At 41.6% G+C, this 21,382-nt stretch carries 17 protein-coding genes; 12 read left to right on the top strand and 5 right to left on the bottom strand.

What is annotated here, in order from left to right:
• The first annotated feature begins 28 nt into the window (after positions 1–28).
• From parE to gorA, 12 genes are all read left to right on the top strand, one after another.
• Complete coding sequence (gene parE, locus DRF63_RS06815; protein WP_005598257.1) at positions 29–1,942, top strand: DNA topoisomerase IV subunit B; 1,914 nt, start codon at positions 29–31, stop codon at positions 1,940–1,942.
• A 194-nt stretch (positions 1,943–2,136) separates the two neighbouring features.
• The gene (locus tag DRF63_RS06810) at positions 2,137–3,528 is read left to right on the top strand and encodes a DASS family sodium-coupled anion symporter (protein ID WP_005598255.1); all 1,392 of its coding nucleotides are present in this window, start codon (positions 2,137–2,139) and stop codon (positions 3,526–3,528) included.
• Positions 3,529–3,831: 303 nt separating this feature from the next.
• Positions 3,832–5,106 carry a sodium/C4-dicarboxylate transporter SdcA gene (gene sdcA / locus DRF63_RS06805; RefSeq protein WP_005598252.1) on the top strand — a complete coding sequence of 425 codons (1,275 nt, stop codon included), beginning with the start codon at positions 3,832–3,834 and terminating at the stop codon, positions 5,104–5,106.
• 231 nt (positions 5,107–5,337) lie between these two features.
• Positions 5,338–6,726 carry an SLC13 family permease gene (locus DRF63_RS06800; protein WP_005619201.1) on the top strand — a complete coding sequence of 463 codons (1,389 nt, stop codon included), beginning with the start codon at positions 5,338–5,340 and terminating at the stop codon, positions 6,724–6,726.
• Positions 6,727–6,883: 157 nt separating this feature from the next.
• On the top strand, positions 6,884–8,059 hold the full coding sequence (locus tag DRF63_RS06795; RefSeq protein WP_005612697.1) for a phosphoglycerate kinase: 1,176 nt from the start codon (positions 6,884–6,886) through the stop codon (positions 8,057–8,059).
• 101 nt (positions 8,060–8,160) lie between these two features.
• Positions 8,161–9,237 carry a class II fructose-bisphosphate aldolase gene (gene fbaA, locus DRF63_RS06790; protein ID WP_005598244.1) on the top strand — a complete coding sequence of 359 codons (1,077 nt, stop codon included), beginning with the start codon at positions 8,161–8,163 and terminating at the stop codon, positions 9,235–9,237.
• A gap of 115 nt (positions 9,238–9,352) precedes the next feature.
• Positions 9,353–10,153: a peptide ABC transporter ATP-binding protein gene (locus tag DRF63_RS06785; RefSeq protein ID WP_005598241.1), complete on the top strand. Its 801-nt coding sequence runs from the start codon at positions 9,353–9,355 to the stop codon at positions 10,151–10,153.
• 28 nt (positions 10,154–10,181) lie between these two features.
• Entirely contained in the window at positions 10,182–10,886 is a 705-nt protein-coding gene (locus tag DRF63_RS06780; protein ID WP_005598238.1) for an AzlC family ABC transporter permease, read from the top strand.
• On the top strand, positions 10,886–11,179 hold the full coding sequence (locus DRF63_RS06775) for an AzlD family protein (protein WP_009875257.1): 294 nt from the start codon (positions 10,886–10,888) through the stop codon (positions 11,177–11,179). Before DRF63_RS06780 ends, DRF63_RS06775 begins: the two co-directional genes overlap by 1 nt.
• 162 nt (positions 11,180–11,341) lie before the next feature.
• On the top strand, positions 11,342–11,980 hold the full coding sequence (locus DRF63_RS06770) for a nitroreductase family protein (RefSeq protein WP_005598232.1): 639 nt from the start codon (positions 11,342–11,344) through the stop codon (positions 11,978–11,980).
• Positions 11,981–12,081: 101 nt separating this feature from the next.
• Positions 12,082–12,600: a TIGR00645 family protein gene (locus DRF63_RS06765; RefSeq protein ID WP_005598231.1), complete on the top strand. Its 519-nt coding sequence runs from the start codon at positions 12,082–12,084 to the stop codon at positions 12,598–12,600.
• Positions 12,601–12,685: 85 nt separating this feature from the next.
• Entirely contained in the window at positions 12,686–14,056 is a 1,371-nt protein-coding gene (gene gorA, locus DRF63_RS06760; RefSeq protein WP_005598229.1) for a glutathione-disulfide reductase, read from the top strand.
• 58 nt (positions 14,057–14,114) lie between these two features.
• Here the strand turns inward: gorA and DRF63_RS06755 are convergent, their stop codons facing one another.
• From DRF63_RS06755 to malF, 5 genes are all read right to left on the bottom strand, one after another.
• Positions 14,115–14,909 (bottom strand): TatD family hydrolase, encoded by a 795-nt coding sequence (locus DRF63_RS06755; protein ID WP_005598227.1) that lies wholly within the window; start codon positions 14,907–14,909, stop codon positions 14,115–14,117.
• Between the two features lie 65 nt (positions 14,910–14,974).
• Positions 14,975–16,561, bottom strand: coding sequence for a carbon starvation CstA family protein (locus DRF63_RS06750; protein WP_005598225.1), 1,587 nt, complete (start codon positions 16,559–16,561; stop codon positions 14,975–14,977).
• A gap of 217 nt (positions 16,562–16,778) precedes the next feature.
• Positions 16,779–18,827, bottom strand: coding sequence for a 4-alpha-glucanotransferase (malQ, locus tag DRF63_RS06745; RefSeq protein WP_005598223.1), 2,049 nt, complete (start codon positions 18,825–18,827; stop codon positions 16,779–16,781).
• Positions 18,828–18,887: 60 nt separating this feature from the next.
• Positions 18,888–19,778: a maltose ABC transporter permease MalG gene (gene malG, locus DRF63_RS06740; RefSeq protein ID WP_005598221.1), complete on the bottom strand. Its 891-nt coding sequence runs from the start codon at positions 19,776–19,778 to the stop codon at positions 18,888–18,890.
• Between the two features lie 50 nt (positions 19,779–19,828).
• Entirely contained in the window at positions 19,829–21,379 is a 1,551-nt protein-coding gene (malF, locus tag DRF63_RS06735; protein ID WP_005610464.1) for a maltose ABC transporter permease MalF, read from the bottom strand.
• Between the last annotated feature and the right edge of the window lie 3 nt (positions 21,380–21,382).

Genomic DNA, 21,382 nt, shown 5'->3' with positions numbered 1-21,382 from the left:
CTTTTCTGTCCACAAAGAGAGCTTAGTCATGTCTGATAAACGCTACGGTGCCGATGAAATTACCGTTTTAAAAGATCTTGAACCCGTCCAACTTCGCCCCGGAATGTACACCGATACCACTCGTCCGAACCATTTAGGGCAAGAAGTTATTGATAATAGTGTCGATGAAGCGTTATCGGGCTATGCCTCTCAAATCGATGTGATCCTGCATACGGATAATTCGTTGGAAGTCATTGATAACGGCCGAGGAATGCCGGTTGATATCCACTCTACCGAAAAAATTTCCGGTGTGGAATTGATTATGACCAAACTGCATGCAGGCGGTAAGTTTTCCAATAAAAACTACACGTTTTCAGGTGGTTTACACGGGGTAGGGATCTCGGTGGTAAACGCTCTTTCGCAACGTGTGGAAATCAAAATCAAGCGTAACGGCGAAATTTATACGATTGCCTTTGAAAACGGGGTAAAAGTTGAAGAATTAACCGTGATTGGCAGCTGTCCGAAAAAACAAACCGGTACGACCGTTCGTTTCTATCCGAATCCAAAATATTTCGATTCGCCGAGATTTTCGGCCAGCCGTTTACGCCACTTATTACGTGCCAAAGCGGTACTTTGTCCGAAATTAACCCTCAACTTCGTTGATCATATCAATAACAGCAGCGAAACTTGGTATTACGAGGACGGTTTATCCGACTATTTAAGCGAAACGTTAAAAGAATTCGAATGTTTACCGAATCCACCGTTTATCGGCGATGTTACTTCCGAAACCGAAGCGGTAACTTGGGCATTAACTTGGCTACCGGAAGGTGGCGAGCTATTGGCTGAGAGTTATGTAAACTTGATTCCGACCGCACAAGGCGGTACGCACGTAAACGGTTTACGTAACGGCTTATTAAAAGCAATGGTGGAATTTTGTGAAATTCATAATTTATTGCCGAAGAGTGTCAAATTAACCGCTGATGACGTGTGGAATCGTTGTGCTTACGTGCTTTCGTTAAAAATTCAAGAACCGCAATTTGCAGGGCAAACCAAAGAGCGTCTTTCTTCCCGTCAAGCGTCAAGTTATGTGGATAGCACAATCAAAGATGCGTTCAGTTTATGGTTAAACCAAAACGTACAAACCGGTAAATTGATTGCCGAAATGGCGATCTCATCGGCACAAAGTCGTTTACGTGCGGCGAAAAAAGTAGTGCGTAAAAAGTTAGTGAGCGGCCCCGCATTACCGGGCAAATTGGCCGATTGTACCTCACAAGATTTAAGCCGTACCGAGTTGTTCTTAGTGGAAGGCGATTCTGCGGGCGGTTCGGCGAAACAGGCGCGTGATAAAGATTATCAAGCGATTTTGCCGTTACGAGGTAAAATTCTGAATACTTGGGAAGTGTCTTCCGATCAAGTGCTTGCCTCTCAAGAAGTTCACGATATTGCGGTAGCACTTGGGATTGATCCCGACAGCGATAGTTTAGAGGAATTACGTTACGGTAAGGTATGTATTCTCGCCGATGCGGATTCGGACGGTTTACATATTGCAACCTTATTATGTGCCTTGTTCTTGCGCCATTTCCCAAATTTAGTCAAAAACGGCCACGTTTATGTGGCAATGCCGCCGCTTTATCGGATTGATATCGGTAAAGACGAAGTACATTACGCCCTTGACGAAGCGGAAAAAGAAGCGATTTTAGCTCGTCTTGCCAAGAAAAAAGGTAAACCGAACGTACAGCGTTTTAAAGGTTTGGGGGAGATGAACCCGAGCCAATTACGTGAAACTACCATGGATCCGAGTACGCGCCGTTTGGTTCAGCTTACCCTTGATGAATTGGACGTAGCCGAAGAAAACGAGCCGAATACCTTTGAAATTATGGATATGTTGTTGGCGAAAAAGCGCGCGGAAGATCGTAAGCAATGGTTACAAAATCGTGGTGACGAGGCGGAATTAAGCGTTTAATTCGCCGGATATTCAAGCGGTCGATTTTTTTAGTTTTTTTGTAAAAAGCGAGTAAAAATCGACCGCTTGTGTTTATGTGAATTTCGTTAAAAATTTTTTGAAGAAGTTCACATTTTTATAACATTTTTATTTTTTTCTAAATAATTTTAGGTATAGTGCAAGCTATTCTTTAACCTAACGATAATGGTGTTCTTATGGGAAGCAATTCAACTCCGTCAAACAAAGCGAGTATGCGTAACGGCATAATTTTTCTCGCCGATGTTGTGCTCTTTTTTATTTTATTAAGTACCTTACCTTTTGCGCCCGAAGCGAATAAAGGCTTGGCTTTATTAGTTTTTGTAGCGATTTTATGGCTAACGGAAGCGTTACACGTCACGGTAACCGCATTACTGATTCCGATTCTTTCGGTAGCGTTAGGTTTGGTTAAATCAAAAGAAGCGTTGGTCGCTTTTGCCGATCCGACCATTTTCCTTTTCTTCGGTGGTTTTGCCCTAGCGACCGCATTACATATTCAGAAACTCGACCGCTTGATTGCCAATAAGATTATGGCACTTTCAAGAGGTAAACTTTCCGTTGCGGTACTGTATTTATTCTTAGTGACCGCATTCCTTTCGATGTGGATGAGTAATACCGCAACAGCGGCAATGATGTTACCGTTAGCGATGGGGATTTTAAGTAAACTGGATCCGAAAGAAGACCATAATACTTATGTGTTCGTATTACTCGGTATCGCTTATAGCGCAAGTATCGGCGGTATGGGAACCTTGGTCGGTAGTCCGCCGAATGCGATTGTAGCGTCGCAACTCCATTTAACTTTTGCCGATTGGATGAGCTACGGTTTACCGATAATGATTGTTTTAATGCCGTTAATGCTTGGTACGCTTTATATAGTATTTAAACCGAGATTTAACGTGCAATTCGAACAATCGTTCGAAGTCATTGAATTGGATAAAAAACGTATTCTTACTTTAGTGATTTTCGTATTAATCGCATTAAGTTGGGTATTCAGCTCCTACTTAAATCCGCTCTTATCCGAATTACTTGGTTTAAAAGGTAAGATCGGCAGCTTTGACAGTATGGTGGCAATGGTAGCGGCTGCACTGATTTGTATTACCGGTATTGCAAGTTGGCAACAAATTCAAGAAGGTACGGAATGGGGCGTATTATTCCTATTCGGCGGCGGTTTAACCTTAAGTAGCGTATTAGGTCAAACCGGTGCAAGTAAGATTATGGCGGACGGCATCGTTAGCTTAATTGAAGGCGGTCACTATTATGTTATCGGTTTAATCGTTGCGGCGTTCATTATTTTCTTAACCGAATTTACCTCCAATACGGCAAGTGCGGCGTTATTAGTGCCAATCTTTATCTCTATCGCTCAGGCGTTAAATGTAGAGCCGCTCGGGTTAGCGTTAATTATCGGTTTAGGGGCGTCTTGTGCCTTTATGTTACCAGTGGCGACACCGCCGAATGCTATTGTATTCGGTACGGGGCAAGTTAAACAGAGTGAAATGGTTAGAGCCGGTTTCTGGTTAAACATTCTATGCGTGTTCGTGATTGCGACCGTAGGATATTTCTTCTGGCGTTAATCCTAAAGGATAGGATTCAGAACTTAAATGAATTTAAAATAACTAAATAGAATAAAAAAGGTGCGTTTGTTAGAACTAACAAAATGCACTTTTTTTGTTTGTAATGGAAATTATTGAGCATTTTTTGCTATGTTTTGTATTATTTATGTGAAAAACGATTGAAATTTGTTTGATCTAATTCATATAAGTGACATTTGTTTTGCACGGGGATAACCTTTTCGGGTAGATTATAGCTTACTTTGGAATAAGAAATATGTATCGTATTCTAATTCGCTATATTCAAAACTTATGATAGGAGCCTTTATGACCCCGAGTGCAATTACACTCTGCTTTTTAGTATTTGCGATCGTGATGTTTGCCTTAGAGAAATTGCCTCTCGCGGTGACCGCAATGATTGTCACTGTCGGTTTAGCGATTACCGGCGTATTACCTGCCAAAGACGCCTTTTTAGGTTTTGTCGATACTAATGTTATTTTGTTTGTTGCGATGTTTGTCATCGGTGGAGCATTATTTGAAACCGGTATGGCGAATAAAATCGGCGGAGTGGTCAGCAAGTTTGCTAAAAGCGAGCGCCAACTTATGGTGGTATTGATGGTGATCACCGGCTTAATGTCGGGCGTTCTATCAAATACGGGAACGGCGGCGATTTTAATTCCGGTCATTTTAGGTATTGCAACCAAATCGGGTTTTGCTCGTTCGAGATTATTAATGCCGATGGCATTCGCTTCGACATTAGGCGGAAATTTGTCGTTAATCGGTTCGCCGAATAATCTTGTCGTTCAAGGCGTGTTAGCGCAAACCGGTCTGAAATTCGGTTTTTTTGAATATGCGAAAATCGGTTTACCTCTTTTAATCGTCGGTGTTCTTTATTTTGTGTTTATCGGTTATCGTTTTTTACCTAAACAATTGAATACGCATGTGGAACAAGAGGAATACAATGCATTCCATAACCACCACAATCATATTCCGAGATGGAAGCAATGGGTTTCCCTTGTCGTCTTATTAGCGACGTTACTTGCGATGGTATTTGAAGACGCTATCGGGATCAAACTGTATATTTCCGCTTGCGTCGGCGCATTAATTCTGGTCATTATGCGCGTGATTACCGAGAAGCAGGCGTATCAGGCGATTGATAGCCAAGTAGTATTCCTTTTTGCCGGAACTTTGGCATTGGCTGACGCTTTACAACGTACCGGTGCCGGTGCGGATATCGCGCATTCCATTTTAGGGTTATTGGGTGATCATCCGAGTGCCAACGCGCTTCTGTTTACCATTTTGTTATTGAGTTGCTTATTGACTAACTTTATGTCTAATACGGCGACCGCCGCATTGCTCGCTCCGATAGGACTTTCGATTGCTAATTCGTTAGGGGCTGATCCGAGAGCGGTATTAATGGCGATTGTAGTCGGTTCTTCTTGTGCGTTTGCAACGCCAATCGGTACGCCGGCGAATACGATGATTCTTTCCGTCGGTCATTACCGATTCGCTCATTATGCAAGAGCGGGCGTACCGTTAATTGCGATTACTATCGCCGTAAGTATGGTGTTATTACCGATATTGTTCCCGTTCTTCTCTTAGTGCGGTAACTCTAACAGATTAAATAAGCGGTTGAATTTTCATAAGAACTTGCAAGGTTTTTCGGAAATTTAACCGCTTTTTCTTTCACTATATAAAGTTGTAAAAAAAATGTTAATAAATTGATAAATTTCATTGTTTCTGATATATACCCTATTTACTTTTGCAGAAAATCGGTTATTGTCGAATTTAGAGTCTAAAAAGACCGATATGCAAACAATTAGAGGTGTTATTATGTCAAAAACTACAAAGAGCCCTATGCGAGGCGTTATTATCTTGACGCTCGATTTAATTTTGTTTTTTCTCTTGTTGAAATGGTTACCTTTTTCTCCGCAAGAAAATAGAGGATTGGCATTGTTAATTTTTGTCGGCATACTTTGGCTGACGGAAGCATTTAATATTACGGTTACCTCTCTTATGGTACCTATCTTCGCCATCTTCCTGAACGTCTTGTCCACTAAAGCGGCTTTCGCACCTTTTTCCGAACCTATCATCTTTATGTTTTTTGGCGGCTTTGTTATTGCGGCCGTATTAAATATCCATCAAATCGATCTTTGGATTGCTAACCACGTAATACGGTTAGCGAAAGGCAATTTAAAACGCACCATCATTTACTTATTTGCGGTAACCGCCGGGCTTTCTCTTTTTATTAATAACACCGCAGTTGCCGCTTTGATGTTGCCGCTTTCGTTAGGAATCCTGCATCAATTGGATTTTAAGGAACATCGTAAAATCTACGTTTTCGTATTGCTTGGTATTGCGTTCAGTTCCAGTATCGGCGGGATGGGAACGGTCGTCGGCTCGGCACCGAATGCGATTTTGGCTTCATATATTAAAGTATCTTTCTCAGAATGGCTCGCTTATGGGATGCCGGTTGCAATTCTATTAATGATTTCAATGGTCATTGCATTACTTGCGGTACTTCGCCCGAATTTTAACGTACCGTTTGAAGCGAAGGTGGAAAATATCCCATTAACGCCTAAACGTTTAACCACGCTAATTGTATTTTGTGTTACGGCGGTTTTACTGACTTTCAGTAGTGCGATTGAACCGATTGTGCGCCAAGTCTTAGAACTAAAAGAATCGATTAAAAGTTTCGATGCGGTGATTGCTATGGTTGCTGTCGTGGTGCTTTGTATTACCAATACCGCGACATGGTCGCAAATTCAAGAACGTGCCGAATGGGGCGTATTAATGCTATTCGGCGGTGGTTTAACGCTAGGCATCGTCTTGAAAGATACCGGAGCAAGCAAAATTTTAGCTGACGGTATTGTGAATTATATTGGTAACAAACACTGGTTAATTATGACATTATCAATGGCGGCATTTATTGTTTTCTTAACCGAATTTACCTCTAATACGGCTAGTGCGGCGTTGATGATGCCGATTTTTATTTCCGTCGCCAATTCACTTGGCTTGCCGCCGATTTCATTGGCGGCGATTATCGCTTGCGGTGCGTCTGCCGCTTTTATGTTGCCGATTGCTACGCCGCCGAATGCGATTGTGTTTGCAACAGGTTATATTAAGCAAAGCGAAATGGTTAAAGTCGGGCTTATTCTGAATTTATTATGTGTTGCGATTTTAGGCTGTATGTCATATTTCTTCTGGACGACGTGGTGGTAAAAACTCCATTTGGAGCGTTTTGGGCGGTTTAAGCGGTTCAAAATCGATGGTTTTTTGCAAAATTAAGCAAGAATTTGATCTATATTCGCCCAAAATAGGTAGAAAATGATATAATTGCCCTGTTTTATTTTTGAAACTTAAAAAAGAGGAACTTACTATGTCAGTGATTAAAATGGCAGACCTTGATCTTGCCGGTAAACGTTTATTTATCCGTGCCGATTTAAACGTACCGGTAAAAGATGGCAAAGTGACATCTGACGCACGTATTCGTGCAACCATTCCTACCTTAAAATTAGCTTTACAAAAAGGTGCTAAAGTAATGGTGACTTCTCACTTAGGTCGTCCTACTGAAGGTGTATTCGAAGAAGCAAACTCTTTACAACCTGTGGTTGATTACTTAAACGCATCGGATTTAGGCGTACCTGTACGTTTAGTACGCGATTACCTAGACGGCGTTGAAGTTGCGGAAAACGAAATCGTAGTACTTGAAAACGTTCGTATCAACAAAGGCGAAAAGAAAAACGATCCTGAACTTGCGAAAAAATATGCGGCGCTTTGTGACGTATTCGTGATGGATGCATTCGGTACGGCACACCGTGCGGAAGGTTCGACTTACGGTGTTGCGGAATACGCGCCGGTTGCTTGTGCGGGTCCTCTATTAGCGGCGGAATTGGATGCGCTAGGTAAAGCCTTAAAAGAACCGCAACGTCCGATGTTAGCGATCGTAGGCGGCTCAAAAGTTTCTACTAAATTAACCGTATTAGACAGCCTTTCAAAAATTGCAGACCAATTAATCGTTGGCGGCGGTATCGCAAATACTTTCATTGCTGCGGAAGGTCACCCGGTAGGCAAATCGTTATACGAAGCGGATTTAATTCCTGAAGCGAAACGTTTAGCGGCGGCAACCAATATTCCTGTTCCGGTTGATGTACGCGTCGGTACCGAATTCTCTGAAATCGCACCGGCAACGGAAAAAGCGGTATCTGAAGTTCAAGCGGACGAATCAATTTTCGATATCGGTGACAAATCTGCAGAAGAATTGGCAAATATAATCAAATCGGCAAAAACCATTCTTTGGAACGGTCCGGTCGGTGTATTTGAATTCCCTAACTTCCGTAAAGGTACCGAAGTGATTTCAAACGCTATCGCAGAAGCGACCGCAAACGGCGCATTCTCGATCGCAGGTGGCGGTGATACCTTAGCGGCAATCGATTTATTCGGTATTGCGGATAAAATTTCTTATATCTCAACCGGCGGCGGCGCCTTCTTAGAATTCGTAGAAGGTAAAGTATTACCGGCGGTCGAAATTTTAGAAAAACGTGCAAACGGCTAATTGATCTTGTGTAGGGGCGTATTGCATACGTCCTAAAACTCTCCATTAAGGGCGTATGTAATACGCCCCTACTGAATCATTTATTTAAAGGAAACTCAAAAATGGCATTATTAGACATCGTAAAACCGGGTGTAGTAACAGGCGATGACGTTCAAAAAGTATTCGCTTACGCTAAAGCAAACAACTTCGCTATCCCTGCGGTAAACTGCGTAGGTTCTGACTCTGTAAATGCGGTATTGGAAACGGCGGCACGCGTAAAATCACCTGTGATTATTCAGTTCTCTAACGGCGGTGCGCAATTCTACGCCGGTAAAGGTATTAAACCGACAAGCGGTACGCGTGCGGATGTTTTAGGTGCGATTGCCGGTGCGAAACACGTTCATTCATTAGCGGAAGAATACGGTGTGCCGGTAATCCTTCATACCGACCATGCTGCGAAAAAATTACTGCCGTGGATTGACGGTTTGTTAGATGCGGGTGAAAAACATTTTGCGGAAACGGGTAAACCGTTATTCTCTTCACATATGATCGATCTTTCGGAAGAACCGATTGAAGAAAATATGGCGATTTGTCGTGAGTATTTAGCGCGTATGGACAAAATGGGTATGACGCTTGAAATCGAAATCGGTATTACCGGCGGCGAAGAAGACGGTGTGGATAACTCTGATGTTGAAGAAGCGAAATTATATACTCAACCTGAAGACGTATTATACGTTTACGATCAATTAAATCCGGTAAGCCCGCGTTTCACCGTTGCGGCGGCATTCGGTAACGTACACGGCGTTTATAAACCGGGTAACGTAAAATTAAAACCTTCTATTTTAGGTGCGTCACAAGAGTTCGTTTCGAAAGAACGTAATCTTCCTGCGAAATCAATCGACTTCGTATTCCACGGCGGTTCAGGCTCAAGCCGTGAAGAAATCCGTGAAGCAATCGGCTACGGTGCGATCAAAATGAACATCGATACCGATACGCAATGGGCTTCTTGGGACGGTATTCTTCAATTCTACAAAGCGAACGAAGCATACTTACAAGGTCAATTAGGTAACCCTGAAGGTCCTGACGCTCCAAATAAAAAATACTACGATCCGCGTGTTTGGTTACGTAAAATGGAAGAATCTATGTCTAAACGCTTAGAACAATCTTTCGAAGACTTAAACTGCGTGAACGTTTTATAATTTCAGATTGTAAAAACTTTAGTAAAAAAGACCGCTTGTTAGCGGTCTTTTTCGTTGATAATTGTATAGGGATAACTGATAATGGTTTTTCCAAATATTCATATTCAATGATCAAATGCCTTTACTTGATATTAAACGTCTGAATAAACATTTTACCGACCGGATCGGTCTGTTTCGTAAGCATGATTTTTATGCGGTAAAAGATGTTTCTTTTACGCTGGAACGGGGCGAAACGATCGCAATTATCGGTGAAAACGGTGCGGGTAAATCGACCTTATCCAAGATGATTGCCGGCATTACCAAGCCTACCTCCGGTGAAATGGTTTTTAAAGGTCAGGCGCTTCATTTCGGCGATTACCGTTTTCGAGCGAAGCATATTCGGATGATGTTCCAAGATCCGAACGATGCTTTCGATCCGAATTATAATGTCGGTCAAATTTTAGATTCTCCTCTGCGTTTAGCGACAAACCTGAATGAAAGCGAACGTAATGATCGAATTTTCAGTACGCTACGTTTAGTCGGTATGTATCCCGAACACGCTTTAATTCCTATTCGCGAAACTTCGAGCAGCCAAAAGCAACGTATCGCTTTAGCGCGAGCCTTGATTCTTTCTCCGGAAATTATTATTGCCGACGATACGCTAAGTACCTTGGATTTTTCGGTTAAAACGCAGCTCACCAATCTAATGCTTAATTTGCAAGAGCGGTTAGGCATTTCGTTTATCTATGTCGGGCAGCATCTCGGCATTATTAAACATATTGCGGATAAACTGATGGTAATGCATGAGGGAGAAGTTATCGAATACGGTTTAACTAAAGACGTCTTGTTAGATCCGCAAAGCCCGATTACAGCACGTTTAATCGAAAGTCATTTCGGCAAAAAATTGACCCCGGAAGCATGGGGCGACTCTTATTAAAATCAATAAAAAATAATCTGATAAAAATATGCAACACAACGAATTTATACGGGGAATCAAAGAAGTATCCCCGATGATGTTCGGTTTTATTCCTTTAGGCTTAGTGTTAGGCGCACAAGCCTCGCAGAAAGGTATGCCGTTTTATGAAATCGGCTTATTAACCGGACTGAACTTTGCCGGCGGTTCCGAATTTGCCGCCGTGAATCTTTGGACTCATCCGCTTGCTATCGGCGTTATTGTCGCAGTTTCAATGTTAATTAACAGCCGCCATATAATTATGGGGGCAGCGTTGTCACTGTATATGAAAAATATCGGTCGGTTAAAATCGCTGGGCTTACTGTTCTTTATGACGGATGAAGTTTGGGCGATGAACTTGGCGGATGCGCAAAAACGTTCTGAAAAGACAATCAGCATTCCTTATTATATGGGGACGGCGCTCAGCCTGTATGTGATGTGGATTAGCTCCAGTATGATCGGCGCTTATATCGGGCCTTTTGTCGGCGATTTGGAAAAATACGGTTTCGATATGTCGTTTACCGCCATCTTTTTAGTGATGCTAAAAGGTATGTGGAAATCGTTTAAATTGGCGCATCCGTGGTTTGTCAGCTTATTGGTTGCAGGCTTGGTTTATCACACGATAGACGGTGCTTGGTATGTGCTTGCAGGCGCATTATCCGGTATTTTATCCGCTTATTTTTGGCATAGGGGAGAGAATAAGGGAGAAACATTATAATGGAATGGAGTGTTTTTCTTACGATAGTGTTAATGTCTTTTTCTACCTATCTGACGCGAGTTCTCGGTTTTCTGGTGCTACGTAACCGAAAATTAAGCCGAACGACCGAAAAAGTGATGGAAGCGGTACCCGGTTGCGTATTAATTTCTGTAATTGCTCCGATCATAATGTCCGGCGATCTTGCCAATACGTTAGCGGTGATTATCACCTGTTTAGTGATGATGAAATTTTCGTTATTTCCGACCGTCGTGATTTCTATCGTTTCAACCGGCATATTGCGAGCAATCTTTTAGTTGAGCAAGCGGTTAAATTTGCAAATTTTTTAGCGAATTTAACCGCTTGTTGTATTTTTGATCTAGTGCATAAAAAGTGTTAAATACCTCATTTAGACTATTTCTCTTTAGATTGGCTAAACGTACACTGGTATAAATAATAATCTATAGAAGGAATGAAAAATGGAACTGAAAAATGTGATTCAGCAACGAAAAACCGTCAAAGTTTTTAATCCGAATGTAAAAATAGAACGCCAAGAATTAGAGGAAATGTTAGGCTTGGCGCAGCTTGCGCCGTCTAAAGCAAATTTGCAACCGTGGCGTTTTGTCGTGGTGGACGATGTAGAACAGAAAAGTAAATTACTCGGCTCGGTTGCCTTCAACGTACCGCCTTGTGAAACGGCTTCTGCGGTGATTCTCGTATTAGCGGATTTACAATATCATCTGCTACTGGATGATATTTTGGATCGCTCGATTGAGACCGGTTGCTTACATCAACAATTTAAACAACGTTCATTGGATTTTCTCCTTAGCGTACATAATGCGGCAACCGAACAGGATATTCGCGACCAAGTGGTTACCGATACCAGTTTAGCCGCCATGCAATTAATGTTAATTGCCAAAGATAAAGGTTATGATACCCATGCTATCGGTGTATTTGACCGTCCGGCGGTATTAGCCGTACTTGAGGTGGATGCGGAGCGTTATTTACCGGTGATGCTATTAGCGATTGGTAAGGCGGCAACGGCGGCACTGCCGAGCAGTCGTTTACCTCTCGAATATACCGCTGCTTGGAATAGCGGGCAGGGCTTTAAAAAGTAATTGTAATATTTGTTAAACAAGCGGTCTGATTTCTTAAAACTTTTGCAAAAAGTTGCTAAAATTAGACCGCTTTTTTAGTGCTATTTTATATTTGAGGAAGTATGCAACCTGTTAATAATTCGATTTTAAGTAAGATTATTTTTGCCAGCCGTTGGTTACAATTACCGATTTATTTAGGCTTAATCGTAGTGCAAGGCATCTATGCTTATAAGTTTATGAAATCGCTCTATAACTTAATCGTTAATCTCGGCGTAATGGATGAAAACACCATTATGCTAACGGTGTTAAACTTAATTGACGTAGTAATGATTGCTAACCTCTTAATTATGGTGATCGTCGGCGGTTACGAAACGTTTGTTTCGAGATTAAGAGTGGATGATCATCCGGATCAACCCGAATGGCTTAACCATGTAAACGCTTCGGTACTAAAAGTGAAATTGGGGATGTCAATCATCAGTATTTCATCGATTCATTTGCTACAAACCTTTATTAATGCCGGTAATTTGGATGAAAAAACCATGCAATGGCAGGTGATTATCCACGTAACTTTCTTAATTTCGGCGGTGGCAATGGCTTATACCGATAAAATCTCTCATTCGGTTACGACAAAACATCATTAAATCTATCACAATAATTTAATGCATTTTTACCAAAAGCGGTTAGAATTGAACCGCTTTTATTCTTTATTTATGTAGGAAAAGGATTATGACTAAACACTATGATTATCTAGCGATTGGCGGCGGTAGCGGCGGTATCGCCTCTATTAATCGAGCGGCAAGCTACGGCAAAAAATGTGCGATTGTTGAAGCGAAGCATTTAGGCGGGACTTGCGTAAATGTCGGTTGTGTACCGAAGAAAGTAATGTTCTACGGTGCGCATATCGCCGAAGCGATTAATAGCTATGCGCCGGATTACGGTTTCGACGTAACGGTGAATAATTTTGATTTCGTAAAATTAATTGAGAGTCGTGAAGCCTATATTTCTCGTATTCACACTTCATATAACAACGTATTAGCAAAAAATAACGTCGATGTATTAAACGGTTTCGCAAAATTTGTGGCCGCGAAAACGGTTGAAGTGACTTATGCGGACGGTAGCTCCGAGCAAGTGACGGCGGATCATATTTTAATTGCGACCGGCGGTCGTCCGTCTATTCCGGCAATTAAAGGTGCGGAATACGGGATTGATTCGGACGGTTTCTTCGCATTGCGCGAAGTGCCGAAACGTGTTGCGGTAGTCGGTGCCGGTTATATTGCGGTTGAAATTGCCGGCGTATTGAACAGCTTAGGTTCCGAAACGCATTTATTTGTACGCCAACACGCACCGTTACGTATGCAAGACCCGTTAATTGTCGATACGTTGTTAGAAGTCTTGGCGCAAGACGGTATCACGCTACATACTCAAGCGATTCCGCAAGAAGTACGTAAAAATGCCGACGGTTCGTTAGTATTAACCTTAGCGGACGGACGTGAAGCTACGGTTGATTGCTTAATTTGGGCAATCGGTCGTGAACCGGCGTGCGATAAAATCAATCTTGATGCGGTAGGCGTAAAAACTAACGCGAAAGGTCAGATTATTGTCGATAAATTCCAAAATACTAATGTACCGAATGTTTATGCGGTCGGCGATATTATCGAAGGCGGGATTGAATTAACACCGGTTGCGGTAGCTGCAGGTCGTCGTTTATCCGAACGTTTGTTTAACAATAAACCGAACGAACATTTGGATTACAATTTAGTACCGACCGTTATCTTTAGCCATCCGCCGATCGGTACGGTCGGTTTAACCGAACCGCAAGCGATTGAACAATACGGTGCGGAGAATGTAAAAGTCTATAAATCTTCGTTTACCGCGATGTACACCGCTGTGACTCAACATCGCCAGCCATGCCGTATGAAATTAGTGTGTGTCGGTAAAGACGAAAAAGTAGTCGGTTTACACGGTATCGGTTTCGGTGTGGACGAAATGATTCAAGGCTTTGCGGTAGCGATCAAAATGGGTGCAACCAAAGCCGATTTTGATAACACCGTAGCCATTCATCCGACCGGTTCGGAAGAGTTTGTAACAATGCGCTAAGTGTGCGCTAGTCTGTAGGCTATATCATTTGAAAAGCGGATACTAAGGTATCCGTTTTTTATTTATACCAAAATAATTGTTCGCCGGTGTTCCAAATTGTTTCCGCAATCACCGCTGGCGATTCATTCCGTAATTCGCAAAGCGTTTGAAAACTGACTGCCAAGCATTCCGGACGATTAGGTTCTCCTTGAAAGCCGAATACCGGCATATCGGGCGAATCGGTTTCCAACAATAAACTTTCTAAAGGTAGCTTACGAATCGCTTCTCTGGTTTTATTCGCTCTTGCATAAGTAATAGTGCCGCCAACCCCAATCTTATAACCTAAATCGACAAAGCGTTTCGCTTGCTCGTAGCTTCCCGCAAAACCGTGAATAACGCCGGTATTGGTTAATTTCGCTTTTTTTAGAAAGACGGAAAGCTGATCATGACTTCGGCGAGAATGTAGATTTACCGGTAAATTAAACCGCTTAGCGAAGGCAAGTTGCGCTTCTAAAAACTCACATTGTTTTTGCCAAAGATCAGGAGTACATAGCGATTCCACCGCTCTTTCCAAACCGATTTCCGCAAGCGCAGTACATTGCGGATCTTGTCGGGCTAATAACCTTTCCAAATTATCTAAATGCTCGGTTTGGTGCTGTTGAATATAAAGCGGGTGAAGCCCTAAACCGTACACTAAGTTATTAGGCATTTGCTTGGCGCAAGCGGTCACTTTTGCGAAATTTTCTGCAAATACGGACACAATCAAAATACGTTTTACATTCGAATGTTCGGCATTTTCAACAAGTTGGGGAATGGAAAGATTGAGGCTTTCCGAAACATAATCCAAATGAGTATGGGTATCAAAGAATTGCATATAATAGAATGGTTAAAAATAAAAAAGCGAGGAAATTTTCCTCGCTTTTAACGTTTTAATCAAGATTAGTTTGCTGCATAAGCATCTTCGTCACGCTCGCCTAACGGTTTAAGCATTGTGAAGAATAGCACGATACAAACAACGGTTGAAGCTAAACCTAAGTAAACCGAAAGTTCATAATCTAAACCGAAGCCGATTTTGTTATAGAACAAGTAGGTTGCACATACGGTTGTAATAAACCACGCAGGGATTGAACATACCCAGTGGAATTTTTTGTAGCGATATAAGTATGCCGCCGCAGTCCAAAGCATTACCATTGCTGTCATTTGGTTTGCCCAAGTGAAGTAACGCCATAAGATACTGAAGTCAATTTTTGATACCACGAAACCTAATGCGAATAACGGTACTGCAATCATTAAACGTTTAGCTAATGAACGTTGATCAATTTTAAAGAGTTCAGCCAATTGTAAACGTGCCGCACGGAATGCCGTATCGCCTGAAGTAATCGGTAATACTACTACGCCGAGTACTGCGAAAATACCGCCGATAAAGCCTAAGAAGTGTAATGAACTGTCATAAACCACTTTAGACGGTGAACCTGCCGAAATTGCATCTTGTAACGCTTGTGGATTTTCATAGAATGCAAGACCGACCATACACCATACTAATGCGATTACACCCTCGGTAATCATTGCACCGTAGAAAATGAAACGACCTTCGCTTTCATTTTCCGCACAACGCGCCATTAATGGGGTTTGGGTTGCGTGGAAGCCTGATAACGCACCACAAGAAATAGTTAAGAATAATAAAGGCCAAATCGGAACATCGCCCTTCACTTGGAAGTTTTGAGTGAATTTTTCCCACGTTAAGCCTTGACCGTCCGCATTAACGGTACGGAAGAATTCGATTGGATCGGTTGCACTGAAGTGAGCGGTAATTAAACCGTACACCATACCTACAGACATAAAGAGTAATAATGCACCGAAGAATGGGTAGATTCGACCGATAATTTTATCAATTGGAAGTAAAGTTGCTAAGATATAGTAACCGAAGATAATTAATGTCCAAACAGAAATAACGGTTGCTTTATCCATACCCCAAACTGTAATACCACCGGCTTCAACCGCTTGGTGAACGGCTTCCGCATCGTTTAATTGTAACGTTCCTCCAGCTGCACCGAATACATCCATTGTAATGGTTGCCATTAATTGCGCCGGACTTGCAACGAATACCACACCTACTAATAATAGAAGGATTAACGCCATAACGTTGATAAATACTTTAACCGGGCGACCTAAGAATTTACCCGCTAACGCCGGCATTGTCGCGCCACCGTTACGAATACTTAACATACCACAGAAGTAGTCATGTACCGCACCGGCAAAAATACAACCGATAACGATCCAAAGCATTGCAACAGGGCCGTATAACGCACCGAGAATCGGACCGAAGATTGGGCCGGTACCCGCAATGTTTAATAACTGAATAAGCCAAATCTTAGTTTTAGACATTGGCATATAGTCCACACCGTCATTCATTGTATAAGCAGGTGTTGCTTTTTTGGGGTTAATCACGAAAATCTTTTCAATGATTTTACCGTAAACGAAGTAGCCGAGTACAAGGACTGCTACACAAAAGAAGAACCACAACATAGTAAGGTAACCTTATAAAGTTTGAATAGTTTGGAAATCACAAATCGCCAAAAGGCGTTGTATTTTAGTAATATACGTGAATAAAGTAAATTAAGTTCGTTACTATAAATAGGTGTTTATGTAATAAATGTGAATAACTTCAAAGTTTTATTCAAATCCTCCTCATTTTGATAACTTATAATTTATAAGAATAGCCACAATCTTTGTGGCTATATCCTTATTTATTTCGTTTTTGTTCGAAAGCATCAAGTAGTTGATTGATTTGCTCGTGGTTGAAAATCTCATTAATTGTATGGCTTAATTTTCTACGCCAATTCGGATATTCATTACTTGTTCCGGGAATATTTACCGGCTCGAGCATATTTAGCCAATCTTCCGGCTGAGTGCCAAATAAAGCAGAATTGGTATCCGCTACATACATTTGTAATTGATGTACAAATTTTAAGTTTACGCCTTCGCTATCTTTTGCAAGATCTTGGACTTTTTCGACCGCTTGTCTAATCGCTTCTTTATTGAAATGGCGACTTTGTTTCAGAATATTAAGCACTTTCTCACTTGGGTAAACACCAAATTTCTTGCCTAAATCAAAGTCGTAGCCTTTCCAGTAGCCTTGTAGGGTTGGTAAATCATGCGTACTGAGTGTCGTCATCGCTTGATATGGATAATTAGCTAATGGCTTACTGCCGTGTTGATCCCATTCAAAATAGAAAATGTTATAAGCGAGAATACCTTTGTCTTCTAATTTCTGTAGCATACCTTTCGGTACTGTACCAAGTGCTTCAGCAATGATTAAACACTGATTTCGCTGACTTTCTAACGCAAGAATTGCTAACAAATCTTCTAGCGGATAACGTACATAAGCGCCGTTTTTAGCCGAATCGCCTTTTGCCACCCACCACATACGTGCAAAACCAAGAATGTGGTCGATACGTAATGCACCGCAATCTTTCATATTGGCACGCAATAAATCAATAAATGGCTGATATCCTCTAGCTTGTAGCACTTCCGGATGCATCGGTGATAAGCCCCAGTTTTGTCCGTTTGGTGCCATAATATCCGGTGGTGCACCGACAGAGGCATCTAGCACAAATAACTCTTTATCCGCCCAAGTTTCCGCACCGTTATCGGCAACGCCTACCGCTAAATCACGGTAAAAGCCGATAGGCATATTAAGTGCTTTTGCCAATTGATTACACGCTCTTAATTGCTGTTGAGCCACAAATTGCAACCACATATAGAAACGAACTAATTGGCTATGTTCCGTTTGGAATGTCTGTACTGCATTTGATGCGTAGTCTTGATATTCTTGCGCCCAGAAATTCCAACCCCATTGCTCGCTAAATTGGCTGGATAACCAATAATGTAGTGCGTCGAATGTACCTTGCACTTTTAGGCTTTCGCCGTATTCATTGATAAATTGTTCGAAAGCTTGTTGATCTTGCTGAACGAAAGTGGCATAGGCTAAACGTAATCCTTCGAGTTTTAAGCCCATCACTTGCGAATAATCTACGTAGTCTTTTGCTCTTGCCTCAATAAGCTGTTGTTGAACTTCTGCGGAATGAAACCAGGCTTGCGCTTCGCTAGATTGTTGGAAGGCATCAATCGCTGCTACATCGATATAAATAATGTTTTGCCATAAACGAGATGAGGGGCTATAAGGGCTGGCACTTTCCGGATTGGCTGGGAAAATCGCATGAATTGGATTTAGCCCAACAAAATCACCACCTTTTTCAGCAAGTCGACTTAAGAAGGTTTTCAAATCGCTAAAATCGCCGATGCCCCAATTATGTTCGGAACGAAGCGTATAGAGTTGTAAAATTGCGCCCCATAATTTTTGTTTTTGTTGTAATTCTTTTGGCTGGAAAGCAGTTTTCGGCGTAATAATCAGGCGGCAGTTCAGTGAATAATGCTCACTTTTAAGCTGTAAATGATGATAGCCGAGAGGCAGATCTTTCGGTAAATTGATCGCATTACGTTTTACTTTACCGCAACGTATTTCACCGCTTTCTAAGTGAAGTTGCCAGCGAGCTTGTAATGCTTTATTGCTATTTGCAAGATTTAGTCGAATATAGACCGCTTGTCCTTCTGTTGCTACCTTTACAGGAGGAATAATTGGTTTGCTTTTAGGAGAACCTAAGCGTTTTGCAATTTTGTGACAGACCGCTTGGCTAGCATAACGGCGTCTGCCATATTCATCAAAGAAATAAGGATTAAGGTATGGGTGAAGCGATTTCATTGTGATTTTCCTTTTTTGCTTAGTGAGCATAGCCTCATAAGCGGTTATTTTTTATTTATTTTTTGCAAATCGGAGGAGGCTCCTCCAATGTTATCCTTTTACGCCACCGGCAGTTAAACCACCGACTAACCAGCGTTGTGCTAATAAGAATACAAGTGTGATTGGGATAGCAGACAAGATGGCTGCTGCGGCAAAGTCGCCCCAGAGGTAGTTTTGCGGGTGTAAATACTGTTGCATTCCTACTGCAAGGGTGTAGTTATCAACATCTCGTAACAATAGGGAAGCAACCGGTACTTCGATAATGCTTGAGATAAACGAGAGGATAAATACAACTGCTAAAATTGGTACAGAAAGCGGTAGTAAAATTAAGCGGAAAGTTTGCCACGGGCTTGCTCCGTCGAGGGCAGCGGCTTCTTCAAGCGATTTATCAATAGTTTCAAAATAACCTTTGATTGTCCAAACATGCATTGCGATACCGCCTAAGTAAGCAAAGATTACTCCGCCGTGCGTATTTAAACCTAAGAACGGAATGTAATCGCTTAGACGATCAAATAAGGCATATAACGCGACTAATGAAAGTACCGCCGGAAACATTTGGAAAATTAACATCGATTTCAGTAATAAACTTTTACCGGCAAAACGCAAACGAGCAAAAGCATACGCAGCAGTGGTTGAAAGTGCGAGGGTAATTAGAGCGGTAATACCCGCGACTTTGACGGAATTCCATAGCCAAAGTAAAACAGGGAATGGCGGTGGGGTTATACTTCCGTCCGCATGAGTAACACTAATGCCTAAGGCGAGTTTCCAGTGTTCAAGTGAAATTTCACTTGGGATCAATTCACCGATTGCTAGGTTTCCGGGACGTAATGAAATACCGATAATCATCAGCATCGGGAATAAGATAATCGCACAAAAACAGATTAGAAAAAGATGCGTGGAAAATAAACGCAATTTCATTGATTTAGGTTGAACAATAGCCATAGTTGATATCCTCTTTGCTCCTTCTTCGTATGTAGAAGGAACAATGTCAATTAATCTTGTGATAATTTCGTCATTCTGATTTGGAATAATGCTAATCCGCTTACTAGCAAGAAGATGATGACGGCGATTGCAGCCGCTAAACCAAAGTCTTGTGTACCGCTACCTTCAAAGGCAATACGATAAGTGTAACTGACCAGTAAATCGGTATGACCAGCCGGTGTTGTTGTGCCTACCATATTTGGGCCGCCGTTAGTTAATAACTGAATTAATACAAAGTTATTAAAGTTAAAAGCGAAGCTGGCAATCATTAACGGCATAAGTGGTTTAACTAGCAATGGCATGGTAATTTTCGTGAAATTTTGCCATACGCTTGCGCCATCAATCGCAGAAGCTTCATATAAATCGTGTGGAATCGCTTTTAGCAAGCCCATGCAAACAATCATCATATACGGGTAGCCTAACCAAGTATTCACAATCAGTAACATTGCTTTGGCTAAGAACGGATCATTAAACCATTCCGGACGGATACCGAATAATTGGTTCAGAATGAGGTTGATTTCACCGAAACTTTGGTTAAATAAACCTTTGAAGACTAAAATCGAAATAAAGCCGGGTACGGCGTAAGGTAAAATTAATAACAGACGATAGACCGCTTTACCTTTTAATGCTTCCCATTGTACGAGCGAAGCAAAAATCATACCGAGTAAAGTTGTAAAAATCACAGTTAAAAGGGCAAATACGACAGTCCAAATAAAGATTTTAATGAATGGTTCTTGAACACCATCATCAGTTAAGATTTTGACGAAATTTTGCCAACCTACTGAAACGGTATAACCTGGTTCTAGTCGATTGCCTGTAAAATTACCTTGTTCGTCAATAGGTTGGAAAAAGCCGATATCATCATTCGGTTTATAGCGTTCACCACTCTCATTATTCGTTAAGATCTGATTTTGTTCATCAAATGTATAGCGTGTTTTTTGTTCAGCAAATTGGCGGAGAGAACTCATCGTAACGATTTGTTCGCTTGGTAATAATACTTTTATTGCTTGTAATTTAGTTCGGTTTTGCGTAATTGTTTTTAAAGGGGCAACCGAGATGTTAGGGAGCTGCTCTACTTCAGTTACAGCTAATTCAGCAGGGAGGGCATCCAATACAAGCGGTTCAGAAAGATAATTTTTTTGCGAATTAGGGTTACTTAATGCAAGTTGATACTGATTTTCATTAGTTTGCAGCAATTTAAAATTCAGATGATCGCCTGCTGCGTAAGTCTGATTTTGTAATTGGCGGACGACTTGTTTAAAGTTAAGTTGATTGGATCCGCTATAATTTGTAAAGGCGATAACGACAGTACAGATTAACGGGAATAACACAAAAATCCCCATAGCAGAAACGCCAGGGTAAACATAGCGCCAACGATAAGTTGATTGATTTGAAAAAATATAGATCCCTGTGGTCACAACAACTAAAACAAGTAAGGCAAAGAGAATTTCGCCTTGTAGATAAATGGTGAACACGAGGTAGAAAGAAAGCAGATAGAGTAATCCGATAAATAGACGTTTAGCCCAAAGTTGAGAAGGGGGCATTGTATTTGATGTTGGCATAGT

It is taken from the genome of Actinobacillus pleuropneumoniae, from assembly GCF_003290385.1.
GTDB lineage: Bacteria > Pseudomonadota > Gammaproteobacteria > Enterobacterales > Pasteurellaceae > Actinobacillus > Actinobacillus lignieresii.
Note: the sequence above shows the minus strand (reverse complement) of the source record. Positions and strands in the feature narration are given on the sequence as shown.